Source organism: Agathobaculum ammoniilyticum, assembly GCF_025567315.1.
GTDB classification, from domain to species: Bacteria; Bacillota; Clostridia; order Oscillospirales; family Butyricicoccaceae; genus Agathobaculum; species Agathobaculum ammoniilyticum.
Genome location: NZ_JAOQJE010000013.1, coordinates 37,077 through 50,447, shown reverse-complemented (window position 1 = coordinate 50,447; position 13,371 = coordinate 37,077). Strand labels below are relative to the sequence as shown.

The window sequence follows — 13,371 nt, the reverse complement described above, 5'->3', positions numbered from 1 at the left end:
CTTGTTGAGGATGGGTAACAGAAAAAGGCCGCTGAAACGCATCGTTTCAGCGGCCCTTTTTCAGAACAAAGCAATTGATGGGGAGGAGGTTACGGCTCCAAGCGGTTCATGTCGCGCGGGAACATGGAAGCGTCGCGCACATTGTTTAGCCTCAGAAGCTGCATGGTCAGGCGCTCCAGGCCGATGCCCAGGCCGCCGTGCGGCGGCATGCCATACTTGTGCAGAATGGTGAACGACTCAAACAGCTCCGCGTTCATCTTGCGGGCCGCGAGCTTGTCCATCTGCTCCTGATAATCGTGGATGCGCTGGCCGCCCGTCGTGACCTCCAGCCCGCGGAACAGCAGGTCGAACGACAACGCCAGCTTGGGGTCCTCCGGATCGTCCATCGCGTAAAACGGACGCTTGGCGGACGGGAAGTGCGTAACGAATACGAACTCGCTGTCGTGCTGCTCCTTGGCCCACTGGCAGAGCAGAACCTCTTCGTCCGGATTGAGGTCGTAACGGTTTTTGGATTTATGGCCGTATTTTTCCTCCATGATCTGCTTGGCCTCATGGAAGCGGATGGTCGGGATCTCGCGGATCTCCGGCACGTCGGCCTTGAGAAGTGCCAGCTCCTCCGCGCAATGCTCCTTGACGTAAGCCATGACCGACTTTAACATGCCGGTTTCCATTGCCATCACGTCATACATGGAATCGATATAGGCCATCTCGAAATCAAGGCCGATATACTCATTCAAATGGCGCGAGGTATTATGCCGCTCGGCGCGGTAAACCGAGCCGATCTCGAACACGCGGCCGAACGCGCCCGCAAGGTACTGCTTGTGGAACTGGGGCGACTGCGCCAGGTAAGCGGGCTGGCCGAAGTAGTCCAGCTTGAACAGGTTCGCGCCGCCCTCTGCGCCAGCGACAACGATCTTGGGCGTGTGGATGTGGGTAAAGCCCTGCGCCTGCATATACTGGGCGAAGCCGTCCGCAATCGCGCCCTGTACGCGGAACACGGCCTGCTTGACCGGATGGCGCAGGGTGATCGGGCGCAGCGGCAGATCGACGTCGAGCGACAGGCCCATATATTTTTTGCCCAGCGGCACGGGAAGTTGCTCGTACGGGCGGCCGATGACTTTGACCGCGCTCAGCACAACCTCGATGCCGTGCTCGGCTCGGGGTTCCTCATGCACCTTGCCGGTGACCTCGAGCACCATGGCGTCCCGAATATCCGCGCGCTTGACGCCGCCGATCTCGTCCCCCTGGAACGTGCATTGGATCAGGCCGCGCTCGACACGCATGATGATGAACGAAAAATCGGACATATCACGGGCGCGGTGTACGGTGCCGCGGAACGTGACCTCGCTACCGACCGCGCCGCAGACGCGCTTGACGGTATCAACGTACTGTCCCGCTTCATGAATCATTTCCATAATTATAACGCCTCTCTATTCAGCATTCTCATACAGGAATACATTGTACCATGAAAAGAGAAGATAAACAAGTTTTTTACGGGAAAAAGCAGACGGGATTCGCTTAAATGTTAAAATGCGTTGCTTGCAGCAACGGGCAGCTCCTCATATAATTATGACAAAGACCAGAAGAATGGAGGCTATCCCCGATGCTCAAAGAAAACATAAAAGCAATCAGAAAATCAAAAGGTCTTTCGCAACAGGAGCTTGCTGTAAAGCTGAACGTGGTGCGACAAACAATTTCCAAGTGGGAGCAAGGCTTGTCAGTTCCTGATTCTGATATGTTGATCTCCCTATCGGAAGCGCTTGCAACACCCGTGAGCACGCTGCTTGGAGAAAACGTCACGGAGCCGGAAGCTGATGACTTAAAGGCGATTTCCGCAAAGCTAGAGGTGATAAACTTGCAGCTCGCACAGAGAAAAGCCGCAGGAAAGAAAATGCTGCATTGGCTCCTTATCGCATTGTGCGCAGGCATAGCAGCAATTTTTGCATTCTTATTGGCGTTGGAAAGTCCTTACCTGGGCTGGGATTACAGTGATCCGGAAACGGCTGTTCTCGGCGTTGCGTTGCACGCATTTGAATGGCTGTTTGTCAGAGTGGCGCCGCTTATCTTGGTTGCTGCATTCCTTGGACTTTTCCTGACACGAAAGGACTAGATGATGAAACCCGAAAGGCAGATACAGTATGACCGTATCTGCCTTTTATTATCGCTTCAGCCTTTTCAGTACGGCTTGCGCTTCCGCACGTCCCTCGCCGCTGGCGATGATGGCTACTGCGTACACCGCCGCGCCCGCCGCGACCGCGCAGACCAGCCGCAGCAGGTTATTCACGGGCAACAGCGTGCAGCCAAACGCCGCCGCGCCGCAGAGCAGCGCACAGACCAGGATGCGCGCCAGGCTTTTCGCGGGTACGCGGAAAATAAAGCGCTTGCGCACGCGCACCGCCGTAATGATAAAATACGAGGCGAACGCGACGACCGAGCCGAGCGCGCCGCCGGTGAACCCGAGCGTTTTGAGCAGCACAACGCTGCACACCACCTTGATGGCCGCCGCCGCTGCGCTGTTCTGCAGCACATGGATGGTGGACTGCTCCAGCTCATACGCCTTGTTGGCGTATTCGGTCAGCCCCATGAAAAGCATGGCGAGCGCGGTGTAGGCGATGACCGGCGCGCCCGCGTCGTACCCCGCCGCGAACAGGAAGCGGGACATGGGCAGCGCCACCGCGGACAGCCCTGCGACAGCCGGTACCGCGATCAGCAGATACAGCCGCACGCCCTGGTCGAGCAGCGGCTTGGCGGCGGCCTGTCCGCCGTCGCGCCAGGCGCGCAGCACGTTCGGGTATACGCCGCGCATGATGCCGACCGAGATCATCGTAAAAATACCAGAAGCGATCGAGTTGTTCTGGTTGTAGACCGCAAAGGCCTCCTTGCCGAAAAAACCCGTCACCAGATAGCGGTCGATCATGTTGAGCAGCGCGACCGCGATCGATACCCCCATGAGCGGCACGCCGTAGGCGAAAAACTTGTGCAGCAGGGGGCGGGAGAACCAGCGCAGGCGCGCGACCGTCGGGATGGACAGCGCGAAGACCGCGCCCAGGCCGGCCAGACCGTCCGCGAGGGTGTTGGCGATGAACGCGGGCGCGGCGGAGGGGTAATCGGATGCGCCGTGGACGATCGCATAAGCGATAGCCAGCTTGCCCGCCGCGGAAAACAGGCTGAGCGAGATGGAGGCGCGCATCCGGCCGAGCTGGATCAGCGCGGAGTTGAGGATCTGGAACACGGTATAGCTGAAGAACATGCACGCGCCGCCGAGCCAGACCGGATCGCGCGTGACCGCGGCCGCGCAGAGCGCGACGGCCGCGACGGCCGCGCAGATCAGCAGATAGATGGCTGAAACGGTCGAAAACAGCGCGCTGGCGCGGTCCCTGCGGAATTCCTCGCCCACATAGCGCGTGGCGGCGTTCGCCATCCAGCCCGCGACGACCAGATAACAGAACTGCACGGTCGTGTTGACAATGCCGAACGTGCCGACCGCGCCCTGTGTGAAAATATGCGTATACAAGGAAGAGCACGCGATGACGAGCAGCCCCTCGACCACCTTGGCGGGGAGGAACAGCATCGCGTCGCGCGTCATAGTGTTTTTACCGGACAAATGAGGAACCCTCGCTTTCGGTCAGATAACCATAGTATAGCATGATATGGCGGCAAAAACAAATACGGCTTTGCTGGAAACGCCTTTTCCTTGCGGCGGGCGCGGCGGTATGCTATGATAAAACCGGATGGAACAATACACAAGCTGTGAACGGAGGAATGCAATGTACAGCCAAAGAGGGAAGATCAGGATACCATCCTATGTTTTTATTTTGCTGTTGGCCGTTATTTTGGGCGGCTACCTGTTCAGCGGCGGGCTGGCCGGTGTGAATGCCCGCGCGCTTGAACACGCGGTGGAGGCAATACCGGAGGAGTCGACCCAGGTATCCCTGAACGAGCTGGTCCCGTTCGAGTGGGACGAGGTATATACATTTGGCCCATATACCTCGAAGGAGGAAATCCAAAGCATCATCCGGCTGGACAGTGACGCAGTCAAGGAGAGCGTCAGCGAGGGGATGGTGCAGCTTGTGTTTGTCGAGTGGGGGAAGGAAAGGGTCGTGGCGAGCGTTTGTGCGTATCCGGATAACCTTGGCTACGATATCCGCATCCCTTTCAATCACGGGGACGAGGGATACGGCGTGCTGCGCTATGAGGACAACGCCGTGTTCTCCAAAAGCACGGAAAACGGCGTGACCGTTCTTACCTATCTCCCGTGAGCGGGAGAGCCGCCCCTGACGGGCGGCTTTCTTTTGCATTTGCCGGTGTTCCGTGGTATACTATGGTATACTCATGCGAGTATTACCAGCCTTATCAGGAGGAGTTGCCCTTGCGAGTCATGCATGTTATGGGCGGCGGCGACGTGGGCGGCGCCAAAACCCACATTATGAATATGGTCACCGGCCTGAGCCGGCGGAACGAGGTTATGCTGCTTTCGTTTCGCGCAGGCCCGTTTGCGGATGAGGCGCGTGAGCGCGGCATCGACGTCCGCGTGATCGAGCGGCATAACCCGTTCCGCGCGGCGCGCGCGATGCGCGACCTGGTGGACGAGTTCCGGCCGGACATTATCCACTGCCACGGCGGTCGCGCCAATCTGATGGGGGCGATGGTACGCCGTTCGCGCCAGGTGCCGATCGTGACGACCGTGCATTCGGATTATAAGCTGGACTATCTCGGCAATCCGTTCAAGCAGCATACATTCGGCGCGGCGAACGCGGTCGCGCTGCGTTTTCTGGATTTTTACCAGCCGGTCGCGGACCGGATGGCGCGCACGCTGATCGAGCGCGGCTTCGATCCCGAACGGATTGTGAAGATTTACAACGGCATGGATTTCAAACGGCCGGAGGGCGAATTTGACCGTGCTGCCTATCTGCGGGATACCTACGGCGTGGAGGTGGAGGAGGGCGACGTGCTGTGCGGGATCGCCGCGCGTCTGACCGCGGTCAAGGATATTGCGACGACCGTGCGCGGCTTTGCCGCGGCGCTTGAGGAGGCGCCGCAGCTGCGCCTGTTCATCGCGGGCGACGGCGAGGATGAGGAGATGCTCCGCAGGCTGTGCGCCCAGCTCGGCGTGGCGGAGCGCGTGACGTTCTGCGGCTGGGTTTCCCCAGTCGGGCCGTTTTTCCGCGCAATGGACATCAACCTTTTGTCCTCGGTGTCCGAAACTTTCCCGTACTCCATCCTCGAAGGCGTCTGCGCGGGCTGCGCGACCATCTGCTCGGATGTGGGCGGCATGCCCGAACTGATCGACACGGGCGAAAACGGCTATATTTTCCCAGTTGGGGACGACCGCCAGCTTGCCAGATACATGGCGCGCCTGGCAAACGACCCCGCGCTGCGCTGCGCCTTTTCCGAGGCGCTGTACGACAAGGCCTCCCGCGAGTTTTCCCGGGAGAATATGTGCGCGCGGCAGGAGGCGAATTACCGCCATCTGCTCGCCCGCTTCCACCGGCCCAAACACGAGCGCGAGAGCATCGTGATCTGCGGCGCGTACGGGCGCGGCAATGCGGGCGACGACGCTATTTTGGAGGCGATCGTGCAGGAGATGCGTGCGCTCGATCCGGAGCGCACGATCTGCGTTATGTCCCGCCGCCCGAAAGAGACTCGCCTGGTCTACCGGACGAACGCGATTTATACGTTCAACGTGTTCGCCGTGCTGCGGCGGTTCCGGCGCGCGGCACTGTATATCAACGGCGGCGGCTCGCTGATGCAGGACGTCACCTCAACGCGGTCGATCTGGTATTACTGCTACACCCTGCGCGCGGCGAAAAAGCGCGGCTGCAAGGTGATGATGTACGGCTGCGGCATCGGCCCGATCAACCGCGCGGGCAACCGCGTCATGGCGGCCAAGACGATCGACCGGTCGGTCGACCGCATTACGCTGCGCGACGATAACTCCCGTTCGCTTCTGGCCGAGATGGGCGTGACCCGTCCGGACATCCGCGTATCCGCCGACCCGACGATTATCCTGGACCCCGCGCCGCGCGAGGTCGTGTCGCTCGCCATGGAGCAGAGCGGCATCGATCCTGAGGGGCGCTATATCGGCTTCGGCCTGCGAAACTGGAAAGGGCTGGACGCGGCGTTGCCCGAGATTGCGGCGGCGGCCAATTACGCCTATGAGAGACATGGGCTGACACCGGTGTTCGTCCCCATCGAATTCCCGAACGACCTGCTGCCCGCCGAGCGGGTGGGGGCGCTGCTCCGCTGCCCGTGGCACGCGGTGCGCACCCGCCAGCCGATCGAGGTGACCATCGGCATCCTGGCGCGCATGAAAACCGTGGTCGGCATCCGCCTGCACTCGCTGATGTTTTCCGCTGGACAAGGCGTGCCGGTCGTGGGCATGAGCTACGACATCAAGGTGGACGGTTTTCTCAAATATATCGGCAGCCGCACCTGTCTGCAGCTGCAGACCGTGCGCGCGGAGCCGCTGTGCCGCCTGATCGACGAGTGTGTGTCCGGCGCGCTGGATGGGGAGGTGCGCCGCACCGCCGGAATGCTGCGCGAGCGCGAGCAGGAGAACGTGCGCTGCGCTGCGCTGCTGCTGGGATTGAAGTGTGAAAAAAAGGACGGGGAAAACGCATGAAAAACCATATCGTCTGTCTGTCGACGACCAACTACCACCCGCTGCCGACCCGCAAGCAGAACGTGATGAGCCGCCTGCGGAACGCGGAGGTGCTGTATTTTGATCCGCCGGTGTCGGTGATTGCGCCGCTCAAGGCCAAAAAAGCGTCCGCGTATCTCTCGAAATACAAGCGGCCGGGGGAAAAGGTGGAGGGGCATGAAAACATCACTGTCTACGCGTTGCCGCCCGTCCTGCCGTTTTTCAACAAGTTCCGGTGGGTCAACCGCCTCAACCAGAAGCGCCAGGCCGCATTCGTGCGCCGGAAGATGTGCGAGCACGGCTTCGGGGAGGAAACGGTGCTCTGGTGCTACTCGCCGTCCTCCTGCGATATCGCGGCGCATGTGCCGCACCGCGCGCTGGTTTATGACTGCGTGGACCGCCATTCGGCTTACAAGGGGCATATCGATCCGGTGGTGGTGGACCGGATGGAGCGCGACCTTGCGGGGGTGGCGGATCAGGTGTTTGCGACTGCGGTCGGGCTGGCCAAAACGCTGGAAAAGGTGAACCCCACGACAAAAATGATCCCGAATGGCGCGGCGTATGAGATCTTTTCGCGCGTGCAGACCGAAAAAGGCAGCCTGCCTTGTCCGGAAGATATGAAAAGCCTGAAGCATCCAGTGTTCGGGTTTGTGGGCATGCTGCAGGAGTGCATCGATTACGCGCTGATCGAAAAGCTGGCAAAGGATCGGCCGGATGCGACTGTTTTCCTGATCGGCCGGACGCTGCCGGGCGTGGATCTGTCGCATTTGCGGCAGTATCCCAATATCGTGTTCCACGGCCTGGTGCCGCAGCCCGAGCTGCCTGCGTACCTGGCGCAGATGGATGTATGCCTGAATGTGTTTCGCGCGGGTGCGCTGAGCCGCGACGTATCCCCGCTCAAGTTTTACGAGTACCTTGCGACCGGCAAGCCGGTGGTTTCCACACGCGAGCCGCTGCAGGTCGAGGATTTCGCGGACGTGGTGTATATCGCGCACGACGCGGACGAGTTTATCGCTATGTGCGACGCGGCAGCGACGGAAAATGATCCGGAGAAAGTGGCCAAACGGTTGGCCTATGGCGCGCAGTGCTCCTGGAGCGAGCGCGTGCGCCAGATTGAGGCGGTGCTGTACGGAAAGGGCGTTCTGCACGAAAGCTGAGAGCCGCGGCCCCCATCTTTGGGCATTTGTACAAAACGAGAAAAAACGGCGTAAAACGCTTGCAATACACAGGCGCTTTGGATAAAATATTGATGTATCTCCACTGATAGCAGGACAAGCAGCGAAAGAGGTGTACACATGATCGGAAGCGTGTTTCTGGATAAGGCGGCGCAGTCTATCCGCATGCAGTTCTTCAATCTGGGTACCGGGCATTCGTGCATGCTTTCGGGCATCGGTGCAGCTAATTGAGCGCGTATATAGGACACGGGTCTATCCGTGTCCTCATTTGTTTTTGAGGAGGAATATGCGATGAAAAAGGTGCTCGTCGTCATGGGGTCGGACAGCGACCTGAAGGTTATGGAAAAATGCGTGGACCGGCTGAAATCGTTTGCCATACCGGCCGAGGTGCGGATCTGCTCCGCGCACCGCACGCCCGCGGCGGCGGAGCAGCTTGCGAAAAACGCGGCGGCAGAGGGCTTCGGCGTGATCATCGCAGCGGCGGGCAAGGCCGCGCATTTGGGCGGCGTGCTGGCAGCCTACACCACGCTGCCGGTCATCGGCGTGCCGATGGGAACCAGCGTGATGGGCGGCATGGACAGCTTGCTGTCCATGGTGCAGATGCCCAAGGGCATTCCGGTCGCGTGCGTGGCGATTGACGGCGCGGACAACGCAGCTATCCTAGCGGCGCAGATGCTCGCCCTGTCGGACGAAGCGCTTGCCGGAAAGCTGCGGCAGTTTAAGCAGGAAATGGCCGACGAGGTCATGGACAAGGATGAAAAGGTAAAGGCGCAGTTTGCGTAACCACCTGCGCGGACTGGGTAAAACCCAAAAACAAAGGTTTGTTTGTTTTTAAATTACACATATAAATGGAGGAAATGGACATGCAAAAGAAAGAGCAGATGTACGAAGGAAAGGCAAAGAAAGTGTTTGCGACCGACGACCCGAACCTGGTCATCGTCGATTACAAGGATGACGCGACCGCGTTCAACGGGGAGAAAAAGGGGACGATCGTCGGCAAGGGCGCGATCAACAACGTCATGTCCAACCACATGTTTCAGCTTCTGGAGCAGCAGGGGGTGCCGACCCATTTCGTCGAGCAGCTCTCTGAGCGCGAAACGGTTGTGAAAAAGGTTTCTATCGTACCGCTCGAGGTCATTATCCGCAACATTTCGGCCGGCTCCTTTGCCAAGCGCTACGGCGTGGAGGAGGGCATCGTGTTCGACGAGCCGACCGTCGAATTCTCCTATAAGAACGACGATCTGGGCGACCCGCTCATGAATGCGTACCACGCGATCGCATTGAAACTCGCCACCCGCGAGGAGATCGAGCAGATCAAGGGCATGGCGTTCAAGGTCAACGAGGTCATGAAGCAGTATTTCGATACGCTGAACGTACTCCTGGTCGATTTCAAGCTGGAGTTCGGCAAGACTGCGGACGGTAAAATCGTGCTGGCCGACGAGATCAGTCCGGACACCTGCCGCCTGTGGGACAAGACCACCAAGGAGAAGCTGGATAAGGACCGGTTCCGCCGCGACCTGGGCGGCGTCGAGGAAGCGTACCAGGAGATCATGAAGCGCGTGCTGGGCAAGTAACCGCCTGCGGGAACGCGCCTGATCGGGCAAACCCAAAACCGGAAAAAGATAAGGAGCAACTATGGGAGGATTTTTTGGCGCGGTCTGCAAGCAGGACTGCGTACTGGATATATTTTTCGGCGTGGACTATCATTCGCACCTGGGTACACGGCGGGGCGGCATGATCGTCTACGACAAGGAGGTCGGCTTTCAGCGCCAGATCCACAATATTGAAAATACCCCGTTCCGGACCAAATTTGAAAAGGATCTGCAGGATTTCCAGGGTTGCAGCGGCATCGGCTGCATCAGCGATACCGACCCGCAGCCGCTGCTCGTGCGGTCCCACCTTGGCCTGTACGCGCTGACCACGGTTGGTATCATCAACAACGCGGAGGAGCTGGTTTCCCGCTATTTTTCCGACCATGGCCATCAGTTCATGGCCATGAGTTCGGGCAAGGTCAACTCCACCGAGCTGGTTGCGGCGCTCATCAACCAGAAGGACGACCTGGTATCCGGCATCCTGCACGCGCAGGAGCTGATCGACGGCTCGCTCACCCTGCTCGCGCTGACGCGGGAGGGGATCATCGCCGCGCGCGACAGGCTGGGTCGCCTGCCGGTGCTGATTGGCAAAAGCGAGGACGGGCATTGCGTTTCGTTCGAGTCGTTCGCGTACCACAAGCTCGGCTATGAGGATGCCTATGAGCTTGGGCCGCGCGAGATCGTCAAGGTCACGGCGGATGGATTTGAAACGCTGTCGCCGGCCGGAAAGGAAATGAGAATATGCGCGTTCCTCTGGACGTATTATGGCTATCCCAATTCCAATTATGAGGGTGTCAACGTCGAGGTGATGCGCTACCGCAACGGTGAGATCATGGCGTGCGACGATAAAAAGCGCGGCCTGGCGGAAAATGTGGATTTTATTGCCGGCGTGCCGGATTCCGGCGTGCCGCATGCGATCGGCTACGCCAACGAATGCGGCAAACCGTTTGCGCGTCCGTTTGTCAAATATACCCCGACCTGGCCGCGCTCGTTCATGCCGGCCAACCAGAAGATCCGCAATCAGGTCGCCAAGATGAAGCAGATCCCAGTACCCGAGCTGATCGAGGGGAAAAAGCTGCTGTTCGTGGACGACTCGATTGTGCGCGGCACCCAACTGCGTGAAACCGTTGAGTTCCTGTACGAATCCGGCGCAAAAGAGGTCCATATGCGGTCGGCCTGCCCGCCGATCATGTACGGCTGCAAATACCTGAATTTCTCCTCCAGTAATTCCGAGATGGAGTTGTTGGCCCGCCGCACCGTGCAGGAGCTGGAGGGCGATGAGGGGCAGAAGCACCTGGAGGAATACGCGGATGCGAATACCAAGCGCGGCCAGTGCATGCTCAAGACAATTTGCGAAAAATTTGGATTCAGTTCGCTCGGCTATCAGTCGCTTGACGGACTGCTGGAGGCCATCGGCCTGGACCACGATAAGGTCTGCACCTACTGCTGGAGCGGCAAAGAATAAGCCGCTCCCCATATTAAACGACGAAGGAGTATTACTATGAGTGAAAGCCGTTCTGAAAGCTACAAGGCTGCCGGCGTTGACGTGACTGCGGGCTATGAAGCGGTCAAGCTGATGAAGCCGATGGTCGAATCGACCTTTACCAAGGGCGTGATGGGTACGCTGGGCGGTTTTGGTGGCCTGTTCCGTCCGGATTTCAAGGGCATGGCCGACCCCATCCTGGTTTCCGGTACGGACGGTGTGGGTACCAAGCTCAAGCTGGCCTTCCTGATGGATAAGCACGACACGGTGGGCATCGACTGCGTGGCCATGTGCGTCAATGACATCGCGTGCTGCGGCGCACAGCCGTTGTTTTTCCTGGATTATATCGCGGTCGGTAAGAACCATCCGGCCAAGATCGCGCAGATGGTTTCCGGCATCGCGGAGGGCTGCCGCCAGGCGGGCTGCGCGCTGATCGGCGGCGAAACCGCGGAGATGCCCGGCTTTTATCCGGAGGACGAGTACGACATGGCAGGGTTCTCGGTCGGCATGGTGGATAAGGAGAAAATGATCGACGGGACGACGATCCGGCAGGGCGACGCGCTGGTCGGCGTGGCTTCCTCGGGCGTACACTCGAACGGCTATTCGCTCGTGCGCAAGACGCTCGGCATCAATGAAAAGTCCGTGCGCCGCTATATCGACGAGTTTGGCAAAACCCTGGGCGAGGAGCTGCTCACCCCGACCAAAATCTACGTCAAGGCGATCCAATCCCTGATGGGCAAGGTGGATGTCAAGGGCATCAGTCATATCACCGGCGGCGGCTTTTACGAAAACGTGCCGCGTATGCTGCCCGAAGGCATTTGCGCGAAGATCGAAAAAAGCGCCATGCCGGTGCCGCCGGTGTTCGGCCTGATTGCCAAAACGGGCGGCATACCGGAGCGCGATATGTACAACACGTTCAATATGGGCGCGGGGTTGGTGCTTTCGGTTGCCGCGGAGGACGCGTCGCGCGCGGTCGCCGCGATCTCGGCCGCGGGAGAAAAGGCGTATATCATCGGCGAGTGCGTGAACGGCGAGAAGGGCGTGGAACTCGTCTGACGCCGGCGCGGCTACGCAGAGTTTGATTCAATGCGCGCTGCGGCGCAGAAAATGGAGATCCAATATGATAAACATTGCAGTTTTGGTTTCTGGCGGCGGTACGAACCTGCAGGCGCTCATCGATGCGCAGCAGGCGGGCAAGATCGAAAACGGGCGCATCGCGTTTGTCGTCTCCTCCAATCCGGACGCGTTTGCGCTGGAACGGGCGGCGAAGGCCGGTATCCCCTCCGCGGTGCTGCGGCGCAGGGAGTTCGCTTCTCCCGACGCATACGGCGCTGCGCTGGACGCGCTGCTGCGCGAACGGGAGATCGGGCTGGTTGTGCTCGCAGGCTTTATGACCGTGCTCAGCGCGGACTTCTGCCGCCGTTATGAGAACCGCATCATCAATATCCATCCCTCGCTGATCCCCGCGTTCTGCGGGGAGGGCTTCTACGGCTTGCGCGTCCATGAAGCGGCTTTGGCAAAAGGGGTGAAGGTGACCGGCGCGACCGTGCATTTTGTATCTGAAGTGGTGGACGGAGGCGCGATTATCTCGCAGAAAGCGATTGAAGTGGAGGACGATGACACGCCGGAGACGCTGCAGAAGCGCGTGATGGTTCAGGCGGAATGGCAGCTGCTTCCGCAAGCCGTGTCCGATTTCTGCGCGGGCAGGCTGACCGTCGACGGCGCGGCCGTCAAGAGAAAGTAACAAAGGAGTGTGTTTGCGTTATGAGCAAAAATGTGTTCAATATCGCGGATGAGTTGGTGTCCAACACCTATCCGGGCCGCGGCATCATTTTCGGCCGTACAAAGGATAACAAAAGGAACGTTGCGGCCTATTTCATCATGGGCCGGTCGGAGAACAGCCGGAACCGCGTGTTTGTGGAAACCGAGGATGGAATCCGCACGGAAGCGTTTGACCCGTCCCGAATGACCGACCCCTCCCTGATTATTTATCATCCGGTCCGTGTCTGCGCGGGTAGGACGGTCGTGACCAACGGCGACCAGACGGATACGATCTGCGACTATCTGCGGCAGGGAAAAAGCTATATCGACGCCCTGCGCACCCGCCAGTTTGAGCCGGACGCGCCCAACTATACCTCCCGCATTTCCGGCGTGATCAACGAGGACGGCTCGTACAGCCTGTCTATTCTCAAAAACTTTACCTCCGACCGGACCTCGAACAAGCGCTTTTTCTATGAATATGACAAACCGGTGCCTGGGCTGGGCCATTTTATCCATACCTACCTGTGCGACGGCGACCCGCTGCTCCCGTTCCGCGGCGAGCCGAAATGCGTCCGCATCGAGCTGCCGCTGCAGGAGTTCGCGGACATGATGTGGGACAGCCTGAACGAACAGAACAAGATTTCGCTCTTCGTGCGGTATATCGACCTGGAAACGGGTAAATACGAGCAGGTCATCAAAAACAAGCATGTGAAATGAGGG

The 13,371-nt window shown here is 59.3% G+C and carries 12 protein-coding genes; 10 read left to right on the top strand and 2 right to left on the bottom strand.

From position 1 onward, the window contains the following. Positions 1 to 89: 89 nt before the first annotated feature. Positions 90 to 1,415, bottom strand: coding sequence for an aspartate--tRNA(Asn) ligase (aspS, locus tag OCV66_RS12630; protein WP_107631809.1), 1,326 nt, complete (start codon positions 1,413 to 1,415; stop codon positions 90 to 92). Between the two features lie 188 nt (positions 1,416 to 1,603). On the opposite strand from aspS, the gene OCV66_RS12625 reads away from it, so the two are divergent. Then, complete coding sequence (locus OCV66_RS12625; protein WP_054328069.1) at positions 1,604 to 2,110, top strand: helix-turn-helix domain-containing protein; 507 nt, start codon at positions 1,604 to 1,606, stop codon at positions 2,108 to 2,110. Between the two features lie 48 nt (positions 2,111 to 2,158). Here OCV66_RS12625 and OCV66_RS12620 read toward each other — a convergent pair whose 3' ends face one another. Beyond that, complete coding sequence (locus OCV66_RS12620) at positions 2,159 to 3,604, bottom strand: lipopolysaccharide biosynthesis protein (RefSeq protein WP_147574483.1); 1,446 nt, start codon at positions 3,602 to 3,604, stop codon at positions 2,159 to 2,161. Positions 3,605 to 3,767: 163 nt separating this feature from the next. Between OCV66_RS12620 and OCV66_RS12615 the strand changes: the two genes are divergently transcribed. The 9 genes from OCV66_RS12615 (at position 3,768) to OCV66_RS12575 (ending at position 13,368) form a co-directional block, all read left to right on the top strand. After that, positions 3,768 to 4,259, top strand: coding sequence for a hypothetical protein (locus OCV66_RS12615; RefSeq protein ID WP_054328067.1), 492 nt, complete (start codon positions 3,768 to 3,770; stop codon positions 4,257 to 4,259). Positions 4,260 to 4,378: 119 nt separating this feature from the next. Further along, complete coding sequence (csaB, locus tag OCV66_RS12610) at positions 4,379 to 6,622, top strand: polysaccharide pyruvyl transferase CsaB (RefSeq protein ID WP_242977981.1); 2,244 nt, start codon at positions 4,379 to 4,381, stop codon at positions 6,620 to 6,622. Beyond that, positions 6,619 to 7,797 carry a glycosyltransferase gene (locus OCV66_RS12605; protein ID WP_082397347.1) on the top strand — a complete coding sequence of 393 codons (1,179 nt, stop codon included), beginning with the start codon at positions 6,619 to 6,621 and terminating at the stop codon, positions 7,795 to 7,797. Before csaB ends, OCV66_RS12605 begins: the two co-directional genes overlap by 4 nt. A gap of 309 nt (positions 7,798 to 8,106) precedes the next feature. After that, the gene (gene purE, locus OCV66_RS12600) at positions 8,107 to 8,598 is read left to right on the top strand and encodes a 5-(carboxyamino)imidazole ribonucleotide mutase (RefSeq protein ID WP_054328063.1); all 492 of its coding nucleotides are present in this window, start codon (positions 8,107 to 8,109) and stop codon (positions 8,596 to 8,598) included. Between the two features lie 80 nt (positions 8,599 to 8,678). Further along, entirely contained in the window at positions 8,679 to 9,389 is a 711-nt protein-coding gene (gene purC, locus OCV66_RS12595) for a phosphoribosylaminoimidazolesuccinocarboxamide synthase (protein ID WP_054328062.1), read from the top strand. 61 nt (positions 9,390 to 9,450) lie between these two features. Then, the gene (locus OCV66_RS12590) at positions 9,451 to 10,872 is read left to right on the top strand and encodes an amidophosphoribosyltransferase (protein ID WP_147574482.1); all 1,422 of its coding nucleotides are present in this window, start codon (positions 9,451 to 9,453) and stop codon (positions 10,870 to 10,872) included. Positions 10,873 to 10,908: 36 nt separating this feature from the next. Next, a complete protein-coding gene (purM, locus tag OCV66_RS12585; RefSeq protein WP_054328061.1) occupies positions 10,909 to 11,946 on the top strand; it encodes a phosphoribosylformylglycinamidine cyclo-ligase in 1,038 nt (345 codons plus the stop codon). Positions 11,947 to 12,010: 64 nt separating this feature from the next. Further along, positions 12,011 to 12,634, top strand: a complete 624-nt coding sequence (gene purN / locus OCV66_RS12580; protein ID WP_054328060.1) for a phosphoribosylglycinamide formyltransferase — start codon at positions 12,011 to 12,013, stop codon at positions 12,632 to 12,634. A gap of 20 nt (positions 12,635 to 12,654) precedes the next feature. Beyond that, the gene (locus OCV66_RS12575) at positions 12,655 to 13,368 is read left to right on the top strand and encodes an IMP cyclohydrolase (protein WP_054328059.1); all 714 of its coding nucleotides are present in this window, start codon (positions 12,655 to 12,657) and stop codon (positions 13,366 to 13,368) included. Positions 13,369 to 13,371: the final 3 nt, after the last annotated feature.

Bases quoted from the DNA above. Each gene is read 5' to 3' on its own strand.
- OCV66_RS12590 (WP_147574482.1), top strand. From the start codon at position 9,451: ATGGGAGGATTTTTTGGCGCGGTCTGCAAGCAGGACTGCGTACTGGAT.
- OCV66_RS12615 (WP_054328067.1), top strand. From the start codon at position 3,768: ATGTACAGCCAAAGAGGGAAGATCAGGATACCATCCTATGTTTTTATT.
- aspS (WP_107631809.1), bottom strand. From the start codon at position 1,415: ATGGAAATGATTCATGAAGCGGGACAGTACGTTGATACCGTCAAGCGC.
- purN (WP_054328060.1), top strand. From the start codon at position 12,011: ATGATAAACATTGCAGTTTTGGTTTCTGGCGGCGGTACGAACCTGCAG.
- OCV66_RS12625 (WP_054328069.1), top strand. From the start codon at position 1,604: ATGCTCAAAGAAAACATAAAAGCAATCAGAAAATCAAAAGGTCTTTCG.
- csaB (WP_242977981.1), top strand. From the start codon at position 4,379: ATGCATGTTATGGGCGGCGGCGACGTGGGCGGCGCCAAAACCCACATT.
- purC (WP_054328062.1), top strand. From the start codon at position 8,679: ATGCAAAAGAAAGAGCAGATGTACGAAGGAAAGGCAAAGAAAGTGTTT.
- OCV66_RS12605 (WP_082397347.1), top strand. From the start codon at position 6,619: ATGAAAAACCATATCGTCTGTCTGTCGACGACCAACTACCACCCGCTG.
- OCV66_RS12575 (WP_054328059.1), top strand. From the start codon at position 12,655: ATGAGCAAAAATGTGTTCAATATCGCGGATGAGTTGGTGTCCAACACC.
- purE (WP_054328063.1), top strand. From the start codon at position 8,107: ATGAAAAAGGTGCTCGTCGTCATGGGGTCGGACAGCGACCTGAAGGTT.
- purM (WP_054328061.1), top strand. From the start codon at position 10,909: ATGAGTGAAAGCCGTTCTGAAAGCTACAAGGCTGCCGGCGTTGACGTG.